18 protein-coding genes, 2 tRNA genes and 1 pseudogene are annotated in these 20,199 nt (G+C 46.0%); 9 read left to right on the top strand and 12 right to left on the bottom strand.

Going from position 1 to position 20,199, the window contains the following annotated elements; all coding sequences use genetic code 11:
* Positions 1–96 precede the first annotated feature (96 nt).
* Together ACLWOR_RS14715 and ACLWOR_RS14710 are read right to left on the bottom strand one after the other, a co-directional pair.
* Positions 97–3,234 (bottom strand): S8 family serine peptidase, encoded by a 3,138-nt coding sequence (locus ACLWOR_RS14715; protein ID WP_413941528.1) that lies wholly within the window; start codon positions 3,232–3,234, stop codon positions 97–99.
* 247 nt (positions 3,235–3,481) lie between these two features.
* The gene (locus tag ACLWOR_RS14710) at positions 3,482–3,904 is read right to left on the bottom strand and encodes a hotdog fold thioesterase (protein ID WP_413941527.1); all 423 of its coding nucleotides are present in this window, start codon (positions 3,902–3,904) and stop codon (positions 3,482–3,484) included.
* A 130-nt stretch (positions 3,905–4,034) separates the two neighbouring features.
* Here ACLWOR_RS14710 and ACLWOR_RS14705 point away from each other — a divergent pair.
* The 3 genes and pseudogenes from ACLWOR_RS14705 to ACLWOR_RS14695 all read left to right on the top strand — a co-directional run.
* Positions 4,035–4,169: pseudogene (locus tag ACLWOR_RS14705) on the top strand (VOC family protein); the annotation flags it as partial.
* A gap of 17 nt (positions 4,170–4,186) precedes the next feature.
* Entirely contained in the window at positions 4,187–4,963 is a 777-nt protein-coding gene (locus ACLWOR_RS14700) for a hypothetical protein (RefSeq protein WP_413941526.1), read from the top strand.
* 3 nt (positions 4,964–4,966) lie between these two features.
* A complete protein-coding gene (locus ACLWOR_RS14695) occupies positions 4,967–6,115 on the top strand; it encodes a serine hydrolase domain-containing protein (RefSeq protein ID WP_413941525.1) in 1,149 nt (382 codons plus the stop codon).
* A gap of 50 nt (positions 6,116–6,165) precedes the next feature.
* Here the strand turns inward: ACLWOR_RS14695 and ACLWOR_RS14690 are convergent, their stop codons facing one another.
* Together ACLWOR_RS14690 and ACLWOR_RS14685 are read right to left on the bottom strand one after the other, a co-directional pair.
* The gene (locus ACLWOR_RS14690; protein WP_413941524.1) at positions 6,166–7,632 is read right to left on the bottom strand and encodes an anion permease; all 1,467 of its coding nucleotides are present in this window, start codon (positions 7,630–7,632) and stop codon (positions 6,166–6,168) included.
* 80 nt (positions 7,633–7,712) lie between these two features.
* Positions 7,713–8,591, bottom strand: coding sequence for a hypothetical protein (locus ACLWOR_RS14685; protein WP_413941523.1), 879 nt, complete (start codon positions 8,589–8,591; stop codon positions 7,713–7,715).
* A gap of 258 nt (positions 8,592–8,849) precedes the next feature.
* Between ACLWOR_RS14685 and ACLWOR_RS14680 the strand changes: the two genes are divergently transcribed.
* On the top strand, positions 8,850–9,527 hold the full coding sequence (locus tag ACLWOR_RS14680) for a hypothetical protein (RefSeq protein WP_413941522.1): 678 nt from the start codon (positions 8,850–8,852) through the stop codon (positions 9,525–9,527).
* Between the two features lie 130 nt (positions 9,528–9,657).
* Entirely contained in the window at positions 9,658–10,890 is a 1,233-nt protein-coding gene (locus ACLWOR_RS14675) for an FAD/NAD(P)-binding oxidoreductase (RefSeq protein ID WP_413941521.1), read from the top strand.
* Between the two features lie 35 nt (positions 10,891–10,925).
* Here ACLWOR_RS14675 and ACLWOR_RS14670 read toward each other — a convergent pair whose 3' ends face one another.
* The 6 genes from ACLWOR_RS14670 to ACLWOR_RS14645 all read right to left on the bottom strand — a co-directional run bounded on the left by ACLWOR_RS14670 (position 10,926) and on the right by ACLWOR_RS14645 (position 15,598).
* Positions 10,926–11,366, bottom strand: a complete 441-nt coding sequence (locus tag ACLWOR_RS14670) for a hypothetical protein (RefSeq protein ID WP_413941520.1) — start codon at positions 11,364–11,366, stop codon at positions 10,926–10,928.
* Between the two features lie 373 nt (positions 11,367–11,739).
* Positions 11,740–11,815, bottom strand: a tRNA-Glu gene (locus ACLWOR_RS14665).
* Positions 11,816–11,841: 26 nt separating this feature from the next.
* Positions 11,842–11,917, bottom strand: a tRNA-Lys gene (locus ACLWOR_RS14660).
* A gap of 164 nt (positions 11,918–12,081) precedes the next feature.
* Entirely contained in the window at positions 12,082–13,383 is a 1,302-nt protein-coding gene (locus ACLWOR_RS14655; protein ID WP_413941519.1) for an adenylosuccinate synthase, read from the bottom strand.
* Between the two features lie 62 nt (positions 13,384–13,445).
* A complete protein-coding gene (locus ACLWOR_RS14650; RefSeq protein WP_413941518.1) occupies positions 13,446–14,432 on the bottom strand; it encodes a D-2-hydroxyacid dehydrogenase in 987 nt (328 codons plus the stop codon).
* Positions 14,429–15,598 (bottom strand): pyridoxal-phosphate-dependent aminotransferase family protein, encoded by a 1,170-nt coding sequence (locus ACLWOR_RS14645; protein ID WP_413941517.1) that lies wholly within the window; start codon positions 15,596–15,598, stop codon positions 14,429–14,431. Before ACLWOR_RS14645 ends, ACLWOR_RS14650 begins: the two co-directional genes overlap by 4 nt.
* 44 nt (positions 15,599–15,642) lie before the next feature.
* Between ACLWOR_RS14645 and ACLWOR_RS14640 the strand changes: the two genes are divergently transcribed.
* From ACLWOR_RS14640 to ACLWOR_RS14630, 3 genes are read left to right on the top strand one after another with little or no spacing between them, the layout of a single operon-like run.
* Positions 15,643–16,236 carry an LptE family protein gene (locus ACLWOR_RS14640; protein ID WP_413941516.1) on the top strand — a complete coding sequence of 198 codons (594 nt, stop codon included), beginning with the start codon at positions 15,643–15,645 and terminating at the stop codon, positions 16,234–16,236.
* 27 nt (positions 16,237–16,263) lie between these two features.
* Complete coding sequence (gene holA, locus ACLWOR_RS14635) at positions 16,264–17,280, top strand: DNA polymerase III subunit delta (RefSeq protein WP_413941515.1); 1,017 nt, start codon at positions 16,264–16,266, stop codon at positions 17,278–17,280.
* A gap of 56 nt (positions 17,281–17,336) precedes the next feature.
* Positions 17,337–17,711 carry a PilZ domain-containing protein gene (locus ACLWOR_RS14630; protein ID WP_413941514.1) on the top strand — a complete coding sequence of 125 codons (375 nt, stop codon included), beginning with the start codon at positions 17,337–17,339 and terminating at the stop codon, positions 17,709–17,711.
* 7 nt (positions 17,712–17,718) lie between these two features.
* Here the strand turns inward: ACLWOR_RS14630 and rpsT are convergent, their stop codons facing one another.
* On the bottom strand, positions 17,719–17,982 hold the full coding sequence (gene rpsT / locus ACLWOR_RS14625) for a 30S ribosomal protein S20 (protein WP_413941512.1): 264 nt from the start codon (positions 17,980–17,982) through the stop codon (positions 17,719–17,721).
* A gap of 58 nt (positions 17,983–18,040) precedes the next feature.
* Here rpsT and murJ point away from each other — a divergent pair, with 58 nt between their 5' ends.
* A complete protein-coding gene (gene murJ, locus ACLWOR_RS14620) occupies positions 18,041–19,633 on the top strand; it encodes a murein biosynthesis integral membrane protein MurJ (protein WP_413941511.1) in 1,593 nt (530 codons plus the stop codon).
* Here the strand turns inward: murJ and ACLWOR_RS14615 are convergent.
* A complete protein-coding gene (locus ACLWOR_RS14615) occupies positions 19,624–20,130 on the bottom strand; it encodes a hypothetical protein (protein WP_413941510.1) in 507 nt (168 codons plus the stop codon). The two genes, murJ and ACLWOR_RS14615, sit on opposite strands and share 10 nt — an antisense overlap.
* Positions 20,131–20,199: the final 69 nt, after the last annotated feature.

Here is a 20,199-nt window from a genome sequence, read left to right as displayed (position 1 = left end):
ATATAAGTAATAAATGATGAAAAAGGTATTATGCAGAATACGGATGATAAGAAATCCCTGGTGCGTCACTTATACGCACCAGGTTCGAAATTTGGACTATTTCGCCTCAGCGAAAGCCACAGGAATAACTTGAGACTGAGAGTCTTGCAGTAACTGGTCCCGAACAGCACGGTTAAATGGCGTGTACATAATAAGCTCTTCCGAACCGTAACCTCTTTGTAGAGACACGGTTTGGGAAGATTGGCCTGTTAATGTGACAACTTCTGGGATTTGCGTGTACGCTTGTCCCATGGCGTTTACTGATACCTTCTGCCAAGTTTTATCGTGGTTACCAAGGTAGTCATCGTACTCAATTGCACTGCTGTCTTCGTGGGTTGTCGACACTTTAAGAGCCAATTCACCTGTGTCAGCTAGAGCTAATTGAGAAATGTCGGCTTCAACAATCGCAAGAGTCGAATTGTCGAATACATGCATTTTACCTGCTGCTAAAGCGGCCGTGGCATAGTTCTCAGCCGCTTTATCTGGAGTTGCTGCTAATTCCGCTTCAAACTTTTTGCGAAGTTCGCGAGCTTTGTTCGCATCAACTAGCAAGCTGACGAATTTATCACCAGTCAACCCAGCAAGCGAAGACATTGGAAGACCTGCCAATTCTTGGTCTGCTTGGCCATCGGCATTGCCGTCAATTTGTACGTTCACTTCGCAGCGGTTCCAAGTCGTCATGCCTTCATAAAGTTTTAAAGCTACTTGTAGGATGCGAGCGCCGTCTCTTTCAACAACACGGTAACCTGCTGATTGAAGGTCACAGTTGCGGTTGTGAGAAGCATCTGGTTTTGCATCTTTTTTTCGTTCATCTAAAGAGATCAAGTTGAACAGGTACGCAACGCCTTGGTTGATACCAGCGTTGGCGATTTCAACTTCAGCAAAGCTTCCCGCTGCATCCGCAGCAGATGTCGCGTGAACAACGACTGGTTTTGCGTTGATTTGAGAAATTTTACGAGTCACCACCAGGGCAGGGATTTGCACCAAGGTGTCGTTTCCAGATTTAAGGCTTAAGAAGCCATCAACTTCATCCACAATTTCTTTTGATTGTGGAGCTGTGATAGTTGCTTTCACCGTAATTGTTTTAGATTCACCAGCAGCTAGAGATACTTCCGGAACAGAAAGTTTCATTGCAGCAGAACCGCTGAATGAAGGTGTCAAAGTCACAGCTTCAGTTGAGATATTCTTAACTGTGATATTCAAAGCCATTGTTTTTTGTTTTTCAAGGTCCGTGATACCAAAAGACAAAGTCGATGGGATTGTCACAACCTTCGCTTTCAACGACTCAGCAACTTGCACACGGCCCGAACCTTGACGGCTGACTGTATATGTCTTTTTATCAGCATCTGCGATCACTTTACCGTGGCTTAAAAGAACTGATTTCAATTCATAAGTATCAAGTGCTGGGAATTTTTGTTTCAAAAGTGCCATCACACCCGCAATGTGCGGAGCGGCCATTGAAGTACCAGACATTTTCACACCATTTGCTCCGCCGCCAACGGCAGCAGAAATGATGTTTGTGCCCGGAGAAGAAATCTCAGGTTTGATCACGCCGTCTTCAGAACGAGGACCGCGAGAAGAGAATGTTGAAATTGTGTCAGCAAGCCATGCTTTTTCGATCGTGCCTGTTTTTTTCAAGTCAACAACGACAACTGAAGAAGCCAATTTCTCGCGAATCGCAAGACCTGCTTTTTTCGTAATCATCACTGATGGAATTTCAACAACAGTGTCTTCATCTGCGCCACCCATTAAAAATGGAGCTTCGTCAGAATTTTGGGCGACGATAACAGCAATTGCACCGGCTTTCAAAGCACGGTCTACTTTCACTGTGAAGTTCACAGCACCACGATCAATCAAAGCAATGCGGCCTTTAAGCTGATCTTGCAACGCTTGATCGAAATCTTTGTCAGCAAGACCTGCGTATACAACCTCGCCAGAAATCGTGGGGATATCTTTAAGAGGTTTTGTGAAAGCACCTTCAACGAATTCCGAAGAAGCGACGACATCAGCCGCCACCTTAAATTCAACAGTCGGGAATTCCACGTTATGAGTCATGTTATCAACGCTAGAGGCAACTGAAATGGCGTCATCAGAAATCCCAGGTGCGCCGACGATGAATTTTTGGTCGCCCGAGTTACCACCTGAAGCAACAACAACTGTACCACCACGAACCAAGTTTTTAATCGCGGTATTGTACATGATGTGTGGGTTTCCGTAGCTAGAGCCCAAAGATAGATTGACGACATCCAACTGATCTTTAAAGCTTAAATCTCCAGCTGGGTCAGCAGAGTACTCAAGAGCCGCGATCACAACCTCATCGCTTGTTGAACCTTTCGCACCGAATACTTTAATAGCGTAAAGGTCTGCAGCGGGAGCAACACCGTCATAAGTGTTTACGCCATCACCAAGACCACCGACGGTACCGGCCACGTGAGTTCCGTGACCTGCTTCGTCGATAGGGTTTGTATCAGGAACGGGAATACGTTTTCTATAATCAGGGGATGCAGAGTTGAACTCAGTTCCAACAAGGTCAATGCCGCCAACAACTTTCTTATTTGGGAAAGCGGCGTTTGGAAGGGCAGGGTTCACAGCTTTGTAAGCTGCTTCTGTGCCTTCACCCAAGAACATTTTGTGAGTGTAGTCCACACCTGTGTCGATGATACCAACGCGAGTGCCTTCGCCACGGATGTTTTGTTCATAAGCCGCTTCAGAACCAATGTATTTAACAGAAGTTTTTGGACCGACAAGGCCAGCAGAAGAGTCATTGTCCATCGTCACGGGGCGACCAAACGCACCTGATTTTTCAGACATCGTCACATTCGGAAGACCTTTGATTTTTTCCAGGACTTCAGCTGGAGCCCACACGGCAAGACCGTTTAGCACAAGGCGGTAACGGATTAAAACGCGAATGTCAGGAGAGATGGCTTGAAGAGCTTTAATTGTTTGCTCTTGTTCTTCTTGGATAGCTTTTACCAACTCTGGATCGACTTGAAGTTTACCTTCTTTACGTTCAGCAGTTTCAAGAATTGCAGGGTTTGCTAATTTAAGAATGGCGATTGTTGGTTCAGTCACAGTTGGACGAGTGGAATAAAGACCGTCCAAGAAACCTGCAGTTTTGACTTGGCCCGGTTGCTCGCTTGAGCAGCCTGCAATCAGTAAACCTGAAATCAAGATGGAAGAAATACGTTTTTGCATGCTGTCCCCCTAAGTAGTGCCAGTGCGACACTGAAAACCGGTGAATCGAATCCCCGGAAGCATGAATCCAAGAATCGTGCCGAGAAATTTCGACACCCCCTAAAGAAAACTCATATAGTCGAATTAGGGGAAAAATTGTAGGATTATTGAGACTTAGGGGCGAAAAAAAGCCCCCCGAACTGTTCTGCACCAGGAGCTATTTAGGAGACCTTTGGGAGCAGGAAATCCCTAGCTGATTGAAATATTTCTACTTGCGATCGACGATCATCACTGTCAGGCGGCTGACGCAGACGATTTCATTTTTATCGTTCTGGATCTCGATGTTCCAAACATGAAGGTTTTGGCCGACGCGAATTGGTGACACTTTGCCTGAAACATAACCTGAAGTCGCTGACTTCAAGTGGTTTGCATTGATCTCAATACCAACCGGCATTTTTTGTGGAGATGTGAGGCAGAATACCGACGCAACACTGCCAAGAGTTTCCGCTAAAGCAACAGAGGCACCGCCATGGAGCAGTCCCGCCGGTTGTTTTGTACGGTGATCCACTGGCATTTTGGCGATCATATAATCATCACCGACTTCGGTGAACTCAATACCCAAGTGTTCCACCATGGTGTTCGGTGACAATTTCTTCAAAGCTTCCGGCGTCGGTTTTTGTGTCCAAATCATAAGTCGACTGTATGAAGTTTCGTGGGGGCTGACAAGCCTATTTCTGTCTTTTGTCGCCTAACGGGGTTTTGCATCGCTCCACTTTCAAAGCTTTTCTAGAATGGGGAATGGGGAAAACGAAGGAGTCTATATGGAAAAGATCACTCCGTGCCTGTGGTTTGATGGGAATGCGGAAGAGGCAGCGAATTTTTATTGTTCGGTTTTTAAAAAATCCCGCGTTTTAAATATCCCTCATTATGGTCCTTCATCGGCCAAAGCATCGGGTCATTAAGAATGTTTCATATGGTTGTTGAATTTCTTTATCACATTCCAATTTATGTGGTCTTTTTATTTTTAGTTATCGTATTTCCGGTGTCAGCTTTTCTGGGGTATTTACTGGGAATAAATTATTTCCGCGACAAAGAAGTGGTCGAGCATTCGAGTTTTATACCCACTACAATTCTGGGATTGTTGGCTTTGCTTTTGGGTTTCACATTTTCAATGGCAGTCGATCGCTACAACCGACGAAGCGAAGTCGTCGTGAAAGAAGCCAATGCTATTGGAACTGCTTACTTGCGCACGGATCTTATTCCAGAGCCTTATCGTACCAAAGCGCGCGAGGCTCTGCGGGAGTATGTTTCGCTGCGTATTGCCACCTACAATGTTGGATATGAGAAAGCAAAAATTCAAAATCTCAGAGGAAGGTCCGTCAGTTTGCAAGACACATTGTGGGCAGATATAAAACCACTCGCTTCCAAGGACCGAACCCCGATCATGGGGCTTTATATCGCCGCAATGAATGATGTTATTGATGTGAGTTCGGAGCGACATTTTGCCACGGACAATCAAGTTCCCGAAGTGGTTTATCTGATTATTTTTATCGTGACGTTTTTAGGTGTGACTTCGTTGGGATTTATTGATGGTACAGCCGGTAAAAAATCGCGGTTTGGGATATTTATGCTGAGTCTTTTGTTTTCTGCTGTGATAGCCCTAATTCAGGATCTCGATCGACCTCGCCGTGGAATTATTCGCGTGAGTCAGCAGAGTCTTTTAGATTTACAAAGCAGTATGAAAGATTAGCGCATGAAAATACTGAATTCATTGGTTGTGTCTTTAAGCTTGTTGTCGACGATCGCCTGTGTTTCAAGAACACCGGCTTCGGATCCTGTTGAAAACAAGCCCCAAGATCTGGCGGCGCAAATCAAACAAATCCAAACGAAATCCATGATGCCGGGACTGCAGGTCCTGGTGACCGAAGGTGACAGAAAAGTTTTTGAGTATGTCGATGGAGTGCGAGCCGTTGGTCAAAGTCTTGCGGTGACGAGTGAAGACCAGTGGCATATTGGTTCTTGTACCAAACCGATGACGGCTTTTTTAGTTGGACAATTGATTGACCAAGGGAAATTGAAGTGGACGACGACGTTAGCTGAAATTGCGCCGAAGGGTTACAAACTTCACACATCAGTGCAATCTATTTCGGTTGAACAGCTGCTCGCATATCAAAGTGGGTTAGCTGATGTTACGACTGATGAAAAACTTTGGAATAGTTTATTCACGGACAAATTAAAACCCAAGGTGGCCAGGGAAAAACTGGTGCGCAGTATTTTGAAATCACCTGTTCGATTTACGGCGGGAACTAAAACCGAATATAGCAACAGTAGTTATTTGATTTTGGGTTGGATTGTTGAGCTTATTAAAAAATCCTCGTGGGAAAACGTCACTGAGAAGGAGCTCTTCCAAAAATTAGGTATGAATTCTTGCGGTTTTGGCCCAGCAGGCATTCAAGACAAGAAGGTAGCTTTGCAGCCTTGGGGACATCACATGGTTGATGGGAAACTTGTTGCACTTCCGCCGGGTCCTCTTGCTGACAATCCCGCGGCACTTGGTCCGGCGGGAACAGTTCACTGCAGTGCGAATGATTGGCGCAAGTTTTTGAAATTCTATATCGGTAACGAAGCTGTTCGTCACCAGTTTGTCAGTCAAAGTACTTACGATAAGCTTTTGTCCAATGCGCCGGATGGTTTTTTCACGTATAGCACGATGGGAAGGGGAGAGCGTCCTTGGGCGAAGGGAGCGGCTTATTTTATGATGGGAAATAATACTTTTAATTTAGCGTTCGTGACTGTGGCGCCCGCTATGAACCGTATTTATACCATCAACACCAACGCTGGACATCCACAGGTCGAAAAGGGTACGGCCGAAATCCTGCAGCTTGTGCTCGCTTTGGAGTAGAAGTCTATAAAAATAAAAAACCCCGAATCTTTCGACTCGGGTTTTTGACGTTACCAATAACCAAGTACCTTCCACCAGACGGCACAGCCCACGGCAAAGATAATAAGATTTAAAACGCTGACGACAAATCCCCAAAGCCACCATTCCTTCATTGAAACGTAACCGGCACCAAATAACACTGGTGCTGAACCTGTCCCGTAGTGAGTGAGCGAAGCGCAAAGGGATGAAGCAAATCCTAAGAACAAACCAAACATCAACGGTGGTGCACCCAGTGCGACACCCACGCCAAAGAAGGACGCAAAAAGGGCTGAGATATGCGCGGTGTTGCTGGCAAAGAAGTAGTGAATATAAACATAAAGCAAAACCAGAATGGCGGCAGCCGCCGTCCAGTCGAGTCCCCATTGAGAAATTGACGATTCAACGGATTTTGAAAACCAAGCTACGACGCCAAGTTTGTTGAGGAAGGTGGCCATCATCACCAGTGATGAGAACCAAGTCACCGTATCCCAGGCTCCTTTTTCTTTCAGCAGGTCGTCCCAAGTCAGCACACCGCTGAATAATAAAACGCCAAGTCCGACAAAGGCTCCGGCTGTCGCATCAATTTGTAAAAGGTGATGATCTGAAATCAGCTCCGGACCGCCTGCCCAAATAAAAAGTAATAAAAAGAAAACGCCGATGAGAATTTTCTCTTCCAATTTGATGGGACCGAGTTCTTGGAGTTTTTGATTAGCGAAAGCAGAGGCATTGGGTGTTGATTTGATCTCCGGTGGATAAACCATGTAAAGCACCCAAGGAATAATTAATATCGCGAGAAGGCCTGGAACAATCGCAGCTAAGGCCCATTGTCCCCAGGATACTTCAATGTGCGCGATATCTTTAATTCCGGCTGTCACTAAAGGGTTCGGCGCAGTGGCCGTGACAAACATTGCGGAGGTGATGATGTTAATTTGATAGGCGACAAGAGTCAGGAAAGCTCCGACTTTTAAACGTGAAGCTTCATCAGGGAGTGAACCCATAGATTCTGAAATCGAACGGTTGATCGGATATAGGACACCACCGCCACGTGCGGTGTTGCTAGGCATAACAGGTGACAGCACAAGTTCCGCAAAAGAGAGTCCGTAACTGATCCCGAGAGTTTTTTTACCAATGGCTTTGACGAAGTGGTAAGCCACTCGCGAGCCCAGACCGGTTTTAATAAATGCTCGTGAAATGAAAAATGAAATCCCGATCAGCCAAATCAAGGTGTTTGAGTAACCACTCAGAGCGTCTGCCATCGCTTTGCTGGGGTTGCCGGGATTTGTGACTTGGGTGATTCCCACTGTCAAAATACCGATCATTGCAGCTCCACCGATGGGCAGCGCTTTGCCGATAATTGCGACAATGGTGCCGATAAAAATACCGAGCAAGCGCCAGGCATTGATGTCAACACCTTCAGGTGGAGTTATCACAAACCAAAAAAGACAAACAATAACAAAAGCGACAACGGCGGGGATGACTTTCACGTGGGGTAACTTCATGTATAGCCTCCGAATGTTTATTAACTCTTCAAGAGTACAAACGAAAAAAGCTCGCAGTAAAGGGATTTCAGACACCTCGTTTAGATGAGACCGATTTCTTGTCGAATGATTTTGACCGGTTTTGCAAAGTGATCCCATGGATTAAAATCACGCCACATGTCGCGATTGACACTGCAACCACGAACATAAGCAGCCAGCATTTTTTCGGGATCGGCCTGCAGAGGTTGAGCGGGGGAAATATGTCCCATCTGAATATTTAAATGGTACTGCGCAAGACCAAATAACAATCCATAGAGAGGCTCTTCGAAATGACAGCCGGCCTGAAAACTTGCCACTTCGACTTCTTCCGAGGGAGATGTACCGTAGTCTCCGAGAACGTGTAAGCAATCGTGAATGACGATGATTTCAGGCCCAGCCCCTATTTCTCCAGGAAAAGGAAAATCATTTCGTCTCAGGTAATTTACATATTCTTTTCCGAGTGTGCCTTCAGGGTAGTGCTCTAGTGCTCTATATTTGGCAGCCACTTCATCAAGCTCTATTCCGGCCAGCGGGAAAAATTGTTTAAGGCCTTCCAGTACGCCATCGTTGTCTATCACTTCTTTCATTTTAACTCCGGGAAGTGATCTTCGAATAATGTCAATTCGAGCAAAAAGAAGATTTTGATTTGCAAGTTTCCATGCTGTTTCTACCGGACTGAGATCGACTGCAAGACATCTGGCAAATTCTTCGACCTTTGCAACGGCAGAGGCTTTCATTTCTCCGTCGATGCATGCCGCAACAATCAGTGCGCGCAAAATGCGATTTCGGTGATCGATTTCAGATAACCGATCGCGCAGGTCTTCAGCGGTAATAAGGGGAAGGGCTTCAAGGGGGAATGTAGTTTTTAGGATATGTGTTTGAACGCTATTAGCGAACTCTTCTTGGAGCTGAGACAGATTTCCATCGGGAGAAGCGGCCAAAAGGACTGTTTTAATTGCCCGAAGAGCAGTCAGAGAAACGGTTGCCGGAACCGGGTCCAACCTCATAGATCTTCTCCTTACTGAAGAGTTGAAATGGCTCAGTTCAAATCCTTATTTTCTCATAATTGAGGGATTGGTTTTCAGAATAGCTCCTAGACTAAACAAATTGAAAGTTAACACAATCATCAGTGCAGAAAAGCACTCTGGACTTGAGCACTTATGTGGGTCCGCATATTCTTAAATTTCAGAGGGGAAAATATGTTGAAATCTGCACTCATGTTCGCGTCGTTCACGGCTGTTTTATTCACTACACATCTAGCATCTGCAAAGGAAATTCCGGTTCAGGGTCGTTTGTATCTGGGGATGCTGAGCGTGGATCCCAAAAATACGAATGATACCTTGGCTTCAGAAGGCTTGAAAAAATTTGAACAGGTCAATCGCATGGGGATTGATATCACGTATCCTCTTTATAAATATCTTGATGTAGGTATGCGCTATACGAAACGACTTGGTGAGGTTGAAGAAGATCCTGCTAGTTCCGCGACGGATTACAAAGCTCGCATTGATCAAGACTCAATTATGTTTTTAGCTCGCGTGCCTTTTTATCAAACAGATATTATCAAGCTTGATGCGTTTGCCGGAGTCGGTGGAAGTAATACGACAATGACAGTGAAAACAGGTTCTATCGATGGCGAGTACACTCGAAAAGAATCGAATGACTGGGTGGCGACTCCAATTGCTGCGGCCGGCATGTCGTTCGCGATTGGCTACAAGCAATTCTTCTTCGTTGTTGAGGGTGGCTTTGAAACTAATAAAGTGGATAGTTTAAAGCGTTCGGGTACGACGAATGCTTCTATCGATACGCTTGATCTATCGGGATCTTATTTTTCTGTCGGTCTTTTGTTTGATGGTGTTCCTGGCACCGTTGGTAAATAATTTTGAGAGAATGGACCTGCCTGGTTCATTCTCCGCCTGTTAATTCTTTTAATAAAAAATAAATTGAATCTGAATTCGAAATCACTTTGACTGGTGAGCTGTTGATTTAACCTATGAACGGGAGAAATAAATGGCTCTACAACATGTCAAAGTTTTGATTTTAGGTGCCGGTTCTGGTGGTGTAGCAGCGGCTGCACGCCTTACCAAACATCTTCAACCTCGTGACATCGCAATCATTGAGCCTGCTCAATATCACTACTATCAACCGTTGTGGACTCTGGTTGGTGCTGGACTTGTGCGTAAAGAAAAAACGCAAAAACCGATGGCGGCGATGATTCCCGACGGAGTGTTGTGGATTCAAGACAGTGTCAAAGAAGTCAAAGCTCGCGATAACAAAGTTGTTTGCGTGTCCGGAAAAGAAATCAGTTATGAATTTTTGTTGGTTGCAACAGGTTTGAAATTGGATTGGGCAAAAATCAAAGGTCTCGAAGGCAATCTTGGTAAAAACGGTCTGTGCAGTATTTATCAATATCAAGATGCCGAAAAAACAGCGCAAATGATTCAGGCCTTTAAAGGCGGCGATGCGATTTTTGTGATGCCGCCAGTTCCGATTAAGTGCGCAGGCGCTCCTCAGAAAATTATGTACTTGGCTGATGATATCTTTCGCAAAAACGGTGTGCGCCAGCATTCGCGTGTCACATTTACCGTTGCAGGGAAAGTGATTTTCGGAGTTCCTTCTTTTGCGGCGACTTTAATGAAAGTTGTAGAGCGTAAAAAGATTTCTGTTCATTTTTCCCACAAGCTTATTGAAGTGAAAGCGGCTGAGCGTATCGCCGTATTTGAGCGAGCAACTGAAACTGTGGTGAATGGTGAAGCGAAGGTTCATATTGATTTGGTGGAAATGAATTACGATTTGCTTCATGTGGTGCCACCAATGCGTGCGCATGAGTATGTGAGTGAGTCGGGATTGGCTTTTACCAGTGGCCCGCAAACGGGTTGGCTGAAAGTGGATCAGTTCACTTTGCAACATCAAGATCATAAAAACGTGTTCGGTATTGGTGATGTGACGGGTGTACCGAACTCTAAAACTGGCGCTGCTATTCGTAAGCAAGCTCCAATTGTTGTGCAGAATATGATCGATGTGATGAATGGACGTGTGCCAAGTCTGCAGTATGATGGCTACTCTTCATGCCCGCTTATTACCGGCTTTGGGAAAGTAGCTCTTGCGGAATTTGGTTATGACGGCAAGCTCATGCCGACGTTCCCAATAGATATGACAAAAGAGCGTCGTAGTATGTGGATCTTAAAGAAAGATCTTCTTCCGGTGATGTACTGGAAGGGGATGATGACGGGGAAGATGTAAGCGGCGGTTTCCTAAACCGTCGATCCCCGTTGTGTTTATAAGCTTAAAATCCAAGCTTTTGCTTTTTCATAGTCCGTAAAGAAGTGCTGATTGGGTTTGCCAATGCGTCTTTGATAGTCGGCCATTTTATTTTCTTCGTGGTGAACGTTAGCGAAGGCTACGCACCTTTTTCCGTTTTCAATTTTAATTGGGAGCTCTGGTTTTTCATCGAAGAGGTCAATGAAAGCGGGCCTGAGTCCGTGGTTTGCGAGCAGCATCGGGATGATGTTGCGCATGGCTTTGTGGGCGTCGATGTTGATGGGTTCGAAGCTGTGGATATCGAGGAGAAGTTTGAAGTCTGTGTTGGCTGGGATTTTTTCTGTTGCTTCAGTGAGTTGGGACTCCCAGGTTTTTGCGTCTTCGGCGGTGAGGGGACCTTTGTATGTCGTGGTAAGGAGATTTGTTGTTGGGTCGTAGGTGGTGGTGATGGTTTTCACTTTTTATCCCTTCCATTCCACTTCGTAGATGCCACGAGCTGCTGGAATATCGGATTCTTCGTATGTTCTGACTTTTTATTTCATTTTCTTTTTTTAGGACGGGCTCCTTGCTTTCGCAAGTCGCTTTTTTTCCTGGCTTGTTTCTCGCTTCGCTTGAAACTCGCGGTTTTGGTTCAGTGGTTCGCGGGGATGGGGCTCGCGCCATCCGGGCGCTCGGTCCGTTGGACTGCCTTCGGCACCCTCGGGGGCGCTTCGTGCGCCGCCGAGTGAACCCCACTTTTGAGTTCAGATCCCCTTGGGGGCGACAGACTGGAAGTAAAAATAAAAAACCCGAATCTTTCGATTCGGGTTTTTTATTTTTAGTTTCAAAATTTGGCGTTCCCAAGGGGATTTGAACCCCTGTATCCTCCGTGAAAGGGAGGTGTCCTAGGCCCCTAGACGATGGGAACGTATAGAGAAAACAAACGAACTAAAATGGTGGCTCGCGATGGATTCGAACCATCGACCCCTTCATTAAAAGTGAAGTGCTCTACCAGCTGAGCTAGCGAACCACTGTCCGTTTGAGGAAGTGCTAATTTGTAGTAACCGGGGTCCAAAGTCAATACGATTTCTTGCTGTTTTTTAAAAATTTTTAAACTTTTTTTATGAAAAAATCGTTTTTGCTGAGGTCTTCAGCAATCTCGCGCTCGCGAGTGCGAAGACCTCTCAAGTATGCTTAATTGTTGAACAAAGGCTTGACCCAGAGAGTCTGCTCGCGGCCCGGGCCAACGGAAATCACGTCGATTGGTGTGCCCAATTGTGAGCCTACGTAGTCGATGAAGTTCGTTGTTGGGCGTGGCAGATCTAGCAGTGTTTTCACCTTCGTGAGATCTTCTTTCCAGCCTGGGATCCATTCAATAACTGGTTCTACTTTTTCCAGTTCGTATGGTGAAGTTGGAAGGTCAGTTAGAATTTCGCCGTTCAATTTGTACGCTGTGCACACGCCGATGCGCTCGTGACCTGTTAGAACATCTAACTTCATCATCGCAAGGTTCGTGATGCCATTCACGCGAATAGCATATTTCAATGCAACTAGATCCAACCAACCGCAACGACGTGCTCTTCCTGTTGTTGAGCCGAACTCGTGGCCGTCTGTTTGGATTTTGTTTCCGATTTCGTCGTTAAGCTCAGTCGGGAACGGGCCGCCGCCTACACGTGTTGTGTAAGCTTTAAATACGCCGATCACTTTCGAAATATTTGTCGGGCCAATACCTGCGCTGGTGCAAGCGTTTGAAGACAATGTCGAGGAGCTTGTTACGAACGGATATGTTCCGTGCAAGATATCCAGCATTGTTCCTTGAGCGCCCTCGAACATCACGCGCTTTCCGGCTTTTAAGCTTTTACTGATGAACAGTGAGCAGTCTTTCAAACGGTACGGAGCAAGTTCTTCTGCAAGTGCCAAAAGATCTTTCATCAAGTCTTCAACTTTGAAAGTAGGGCCTTTGTAGAAATTGGCTAGCATGTGATTTTTTTCCGTCAATGCTAGTTCTAGTTTTGCTTTTAAAGTTTGTTGGTCGAAGATGTCACCAAACAGAACAGCTCTGCGAGACGCGCGGTCTTCGTAAGCAGGGCCGATGCCTTTTCCTGTTGTGCCGATTTTTTCTTCTGGGCTCAGGGCATTTTCGCGAGCAGCATCTAAGGCCTTGTGGTACGGCAGGATGATTGTCGCTGTATCAGAGATTAAAAGTTGGCGCGGGTTCATCAACAAGTTGGATTTTTTTAATTTGTTGATTTCATCACGAATACCGAAAACGTCGATCACAACACCAGAAGCAATCACGCATGTTGTATCCGGTCTTAAGATTCCGCTTGGAACCAAGTGCAGAACTGTTTTTTCGCCGTTAACTACAAGCGTGTGTCCTGCGTTTGCGCCACCTTGGTAGCGAACGACCATGTCTGCTTTTTCAGCGAAGACGTCTACTAATTTTCCTTTACCTTCATCGCCCCACTGGGCGCCAACAACAACGATGCCTGACATTTCAAAAACCCCTCAAAAAAAGACCCTTGAAATGTCTCGCAACTGCGGGGGGCAGGCAAGTTTTATTCTCCTTTAAATGGAGCGGCTCCGTACCAGGGAACTCTTGGCGGGAGGGTGTCAGAGGTGGATCCGTCAATAAAGAAGCCCATAAGCTTATTAGCGGCGATTTGGGAGGCTTTATAGAACGCATCCTCGGTCGTAGCTCCAATGTGTGGAGTCAAAACAACCTGATTCAAATTGAGCAGTTTTGACGTGCGGGGTAGAGGTTCTTTTTCGAAAACATCTAAACCTGCTGCTTTGACCCAACCTTTTTCAATGGCCTCACACAGATCGGCTTCGTTAATCACCGAACCGCGTGATGTGTTGATCAGAACAATTCCTCTGTGAATGTATTCAAAATGGGAACGGTTCAGCATATTGTCAGTTTCAAGCGTTTTTGGAACATGGAAGCTCACCACATCTGCTGTTTTTAGAACTTCTTCGTAGGACAAACGTGGGATATTGAGGCGTTCAAAGACTTCATCTTCTTGGTACGGATCAAATGCGACCACATTCATGCGGAAAGCTTGGGCAATTTCAGCGACTCGTGAACCGATGCGGCCAAGGCCGACGATTCCGTATGTTCGGCCTGCTAATTCCATTCCGGTGAGTTGATCACGGTTCCATTCGCCGGCTTTGATCATTTTATAAGCAGGGACGAGTTTGTTGACGCAGCTAAGAACAAGAGCCCATGTCAGTTGTGAAGCGGATTCGATATTTGCTGTGGGCGTGTGCATGACCGTGACACCCCATTTTTGAGTGGCATCGAGATCAATATGATCAAAACCACTTGTGCCGGTGATGATCACTTGCAACTGTCGAGCTTTTTTCAAAAGTTCTTCATCAATGCGTGTGCGACTGCGGATGATCAAGGCATTTGCGCTTACCAAATGCTCCAGTGGCAAATGTTGAGGATTGTCGGCGCGAACGACTTCTAGATTTCCCTGTTGTTGCAGGAATAAAAAACTATCTTGAGCGAAACGATCCGTGATCAAAACTTTTTTCTTCACGAATGCTTCTCCAAATCCGCTTTTGCATCTGCGACTAACTTAATTAAATCTGCATCGGAAATAAAATGAGGGTCAAAATGTTGCAACGTTTTTCCTAGCGATTCCAAAAGGTGCACCATCTCGGCGTCACGAATATAACCCATATGACCGATGCGAATGATTTTGCCTTTGGCTTGATCTTGCCCGCCCATGATTGTGATGTTGTATTTTTCTTCCAGATGCAAACGCACTTTTTGTCCATCAATTGTCGTAGGCATCATCAGTGCTGTCACAGAATCGCTGGGGCTTTTTGCATAAAGCTTTAAGCCTAATTTTTGACCCCATTTGCGAGTGAACTCCGCACGTCTTTGAATATCGTGGAAAAGAGCATTAAGTCCTCGTTGTTCGATCATATCTAAGACGACCGCCAGGCCACGAATGACGGCAACGTTAGAAGAATAAAAAGTTTCTCCAGCACTGTTGGCTTTTTTCTCTTTGCGCAAATCAAAATAAAAACGGGGGCACTTTGCGTTTTCAACGTGTTGCCATGCTTTGGCCGACAAGGACACAAAGGACATGCCAGTTGGAAGCATAAAGGCTTTTTGTGAACCGGCGACGATGCCGTCAATATGCCACTCATCCATTGGCAGAGGGTAGGCGCCTAATGCCGTGATCGCATCTACCAAGAATAATGTATTTGGCAGCTTGTGAATAACTTCAGCGATTTCGCGAATGGGATGCGCCACCGCCGTGCTGGTTTCGCAAGCTTGGCAGAGAACTAATTTTGTATCAGGATGTTGACGGAGCAGATTTTGAACTTCAGAAATTTCAGCGGCTTCGCCCCACGGAACATTGTACGTGATCACTTCAGCGCCAAAAACTTTGGCCATTTCCGCCCAGCGCTCGCCGAATTTACCAGAAACAATCGCCAAAACTTTTTCGCCTGGTGACATCAAATTGACGAGCAGGGCTTCCATTCCGCCAGAGCCTGTCGATGTCAGCATATAAACGTCTTGCGCCGTTTGAAAAACAGTCTTCATTCCCTGTAAAACTTTTTTCAGAATTTTGTCGAACTCTGGCGTGCGGTGATGAATCATCGGCAAGCTCAAGGCTTGACGCACATCCGGGTGAATATTTACGGGGCCCGGTGCCAACAAACTATAAGAGAAACTATCATCTGATGCCATGTTTCTTCCTTGATATCTGTCTCATTTTATACTCAACTGGGCCCGTGGACGCAATCTTTAAAGCTTTTCGTAATTCCTTGGTTTTTGTCTTGTTTGGCAGTTTGTTTCTGTCGGGTTGTGCTTATCGTCTAGGCACTCCATCACGTAGTATTCCGGGCGGATACAAGCAAATTTCTGTTCCGATTTTCCGTAACAGAACTCAAGAAACGGGAATCGAAGTTGGCTTTACAAATAATTTAATTCAAGAGTTTCAGCGTTCGCGTATTGCGCGTGTTGTGGACAATTCTTTGTCGGAGGTTTCTGTCATCGGAGAAATTACAAGCGTGCAGTACCTGCCGGGTGCAAAACGTACCGCGGGTGACTCGTCTGCATTCTATCTTCCGAATGGAACTGTTCTTGCGTCAGAGTATCGTATTCTCCTTACAGTAACTGTCAAAGTTGTACGTCAAGCAGATGGTACGGAGTTGTGGAGTGGTGGGTTCAGTGGTGAGCGTACTTATCAGGCACCTCTAGTGACGCTTGCGGGCGTAAACTCGGTGAATCCTCTTTACAATCTTTCTGCGCGAAGGCAAAACATTGACGTCATGGCGACGGACCTAATGGCCGAAGCGCATGATCGTATTACTGAGAATTTCTAATCATCATCTTAGGAACTAAACAGCACAATGGCGCTTATCGAAGCACAGAAGTTTTATCGCGATCTAGAGAAAGGTCAGCTTACACCGCTGTATTTTCTTTTTGGCGAAGAACCTTATCTGATCAACCAAAGTGTTGAGCGATTTAAGTACGCTGTTTTGACTGAAGGCGCGATCGATTTCAACTACAGTCTTTTTTATGCAAGCGACGCTGACGTCACAGTTGTGCGCGATGCCGTTGAAACATTGCCGATGATGGCTCCTTCTCGCTTGGTTATTTTGAAGGAAGCTCAAGAGCTTTCGGATAAAGAATGGGCGGAGCTTGAGTCCTTGTTTGAAAATCCAGTGGATTCAACTGTGTTTGTGATCACGGCTTCGCGCGTGGACAAACGTAAAAAACAAATCCGCACGTTGTTGGATAAAGCATCGTGTATCGAATTTAAAAAGCCTTACGAAAATCAGATTCCTTCTTGGATCAACTATATCGCACAAAGCTTGGGTCTTACGATCAGCAATGAAGCGATTCACTTGTTGCACAAACTTGTGGGTCATCATCTGACGGAGATCGAAGGGGAGCTTAAAAAACTCGGTGAGTACGTTGAAGGCAAACGTCGTATTGAGCTTCAAGACGTCGCACAAGTGGTGTCTCGCTCAAAAGAAGAAAACGTTTTTGATTTTACCAAAGCTATCGGTAACAACGACCGTGTCACCGCTCTTGAGCACTTGGTGCAACTTTTGGATCAAGGGCAGAGTGAGATGGGGATTGTGTCGCTGGTGGCGCGCCACGTGCGTATCTTGCTCACTGTGAAGCGCGGTCTTGAAGAGAACTTGCATGGAGCCAAGCTTGCTCACTATGCACAGGTTCCGCCTTATTTCCTTGAGAATTATATCGAGCAATCTCGCCTCTGGACGATGAAGAAGCTTGAGCAGACCTTGGTTGTTCTTTCTGAGACTGACAAGGCTTTGAAGTCCTCTCCGCTCTCAAGTCATATCTGGCTTGAGAATATGGTGCTTAAAACCTGTGGCAACCAGCCGTCCATGACCTAGGTCCTAAGTCGATCTGAGCCCTTATTTTTCCCCGACATTCTGCCGATAAGACTGTCATGAGTTCGCAGCAACAACCCTATGAGGACAAAGGATATTTCCGCCGACAGTTTCCGCGTCGTACGATGAAGCGTAAAGCCGGTGTGCTTTGCGATGGCACTTACTTTGTTGTGGATACGGGGGAGATCGGGGAAGGCGGTATTTCGATATTATCGGAGTATGTTTTGACTGAGGGGCGCGAGCTTGTGATCAACTTCCAAGTCCCATCAGGGGATTTTGTCAGTCTGCGCGCAGTGGTGCGCTCAACACAAAAAAAAGAGGGTGACCAAAAAGTCACCCACGGATTGAGCTTTAGCGATATCGCTTTTGCTATCAAACGTCAGATTCGGGCCTTTGTATCGGCCCGAAAAGATGAAGTCAGCAAACTCAATTAACTAACTACTACTTCGTAGCAGATACGCGTGCAGATACGCGACCGATACGGCGAGAAGCAGTTTCTTTTTTCATAACGCCAGTTTTAGCGGCTTTCATGATTTCAGATGTGAACTTCTGCAAAAGAACAGGAAGTGCTTTTACATCTTTTGCTTGGATCGCTTTCAACAAGCTTTTTTCAGCTGTTTTTACGCGGCTTTTACGTGCGTTGTTTACGTTAGTTTTTTTAACGGCTTGACGAGCTCTTTTTGCTGCAGACTTATGATTTGCCAAGGGATAACCTCCACAGTAATCTTGGATCTTTAAAACGAATAAAAGGGATTAACATAGGGTGTCTCGGGAAGCAAGCGGATTAAAAGAAGATCGAAAAAAGGTCCTCAAACGGGCTTTTTCCATGGCCTCCGGAACCCTAACGAGCCGCGTTTTGGGTCTGTTCCGGGATGTGGCGATGGCGGCGCTCTTTGATCGGATCATCACCGATGCTTGGGCGGCAGCCTTCCGTATTCCCAATCTTTTTCGGCGCCTTTTGGGGGAGGGATCCCTCTCTGTGAGCTTTATTCCGGTTTTTGTTGAGGTTTCAGCTCAAGATACCACCGGAGTTCGCGCCCGCAATCTGGTCAATTCTGTTTATACATTCTTGCTGTTGTTGCTTTCGGTTCTGACGGTTTTAGGCTTTGTGACCACCGAGCAGATCCTGCATGTGCTGTTGGCGGAAAACTATCATCTCGATACGGTGAAATGGGAACTCACGGTTCGCATGGCGCGGATCATGTTGGGCTTTGTCTTCTTTGTCAGTCAGTACGCCTATTTTATGGGCTTGCTTAATGCCTTAGGGAGTTTTGGGCTCCCAGCGGCAGCTCCTGCGCTTTTAAATATCGCGATGCTGGTATTTACCTTTATGCCTTCGGAATGGTTTCCGGTGGCGGGGGATCAACTTGCGTGGGGCGTTTTAGTTGGTGGAGTTTTGCAGGCGGCGATTTTGTGGTTCGCATTGAAATCTCGAAACTATCTGCCGCAGTGGAAATCTGATTTCTGGTCGGCGGATTTAAAACGCGTGCTTTTGCCAATCTTGCCGGGGTTGTTGGGCACAGGCCTTTCGCAGTTTATGACTTTGCTCAATCTCTATTTTGCCAGTGCATTGGCGGCCGGGGCGATTTCTTATATTTATTGGGCGGATCGTTTGTTGGAATTACCCCTGGCTTTAGTATCGGTGAGTTTGGGAACGGCTTTGCTTCCGATGTTGAGCGAGTTTGCTCAAGGTCACCAGCATGAACGTTTTCGCGAGACTTTGGCCGATCAGCTTTTGGTAAATTTCTTTTTTGGAATTCCTTCGGCGCTGGGTTTGTTTTTCCTGGCTCGTCCGATTGTGGAAGTTCTTTTCATGCGTGGACAGTTTAATGCTGTTGACGCGGAGGCCACAGCTGAGGTTTTGCGCGTTTATTCTTTGAGTTTGATAGTGGTGTCGGGTGGACGTGTGCTTGCTCCGGCATTTTATGCCTTCAAGCAGGGATGGGTACCCGCTGTTTTTGCTGTGTTGGCCTTGGTGAGCCATTTTGTGATGGCACCATTTTGGATTGCGCAGTGGGGACTTGCCGGGTTGGTTTTTTCAAGCATGCTGGCGATGACCTTCCAGTTTGTCCTTTTGGTCATCGCCCTTCGGTATATTCGAGTCACACTGCCACTGAAGAAAACCGCTCGTGAGTTTAGCAAAATGCTTTTGGCAGGAGCAGCTCTTGTCGTGGCTGTGCAAATCGATAGTATTCTTTTACGACAATTTGGTGACGTCAAGTTTGTGCGTTTCGGAGCTTTGGCCTTCACCATCCTTTTTGGTGCGGCTGTTTATATTTTTATCTCCGCGGCTTTGCGAGTAGAGGTGTGTGAATCTCTTCTTACGCATCTTCGCACTAAATTCCGTCAACGATAATAGTAAGTCGACTCCAGTTGACGGAGTCTTTGTTGAATTTCGGGGCTGATTTCCTTTTGTTCTACGTGCAGAGTGTGCAAGTAGTGTTTTAAATTTTCTAAATCAGATAACAGCTTTTCAAGCCGCAAGTTCATTTCATCGGCTTGAATATGCAATTGTTCTTGTGTTTCATTTTTGATCGGCATTTTTTTAATGTATTCATAGTGAGCGGTGGCCAGTTCACCGAAGTCATCAAATTGCCCCAGCACCCGGGTAATGGATGCATCGGCCTTACGAAGTGCGCTTCGGAAGGTGCGAATTTCTCTGTTTAAAAAAACCATGCGAATCACAAAGGCAAGAATCGCAAACAGAACGGACCAGATACAGAGTCGCCATAATAATTCGGTACGGGTGAAAGTCTCAGGGAGTGTACAGATAAAAACTCCCAGCCAGGCGAAGTGAGCACACATGTGCACCACACTGAATCCGGTGACTTTGCGCCGGAATTGATAAACCATAAAACCCCCAACAAACGTGCAAGTTATTCCATTATAGTGGGGTTAAATAAAAAAGGCCCTCAAAAGAGG

This window comes from Bdellovibrio sp. HCB2-146 (assembly GCF_047345725.1).
Lineage (GTDB): Bacteria > Bdellovibrionota > Bdellovibrionia > Bdellovibrionales > Bdellovibrionaceae > Bdellovibrio.
The sequence above is the reverse complement of the archived record's forward strand: the minus strand, read 5'-3'. Positions and strand labels throughout refer to the sequence as shown.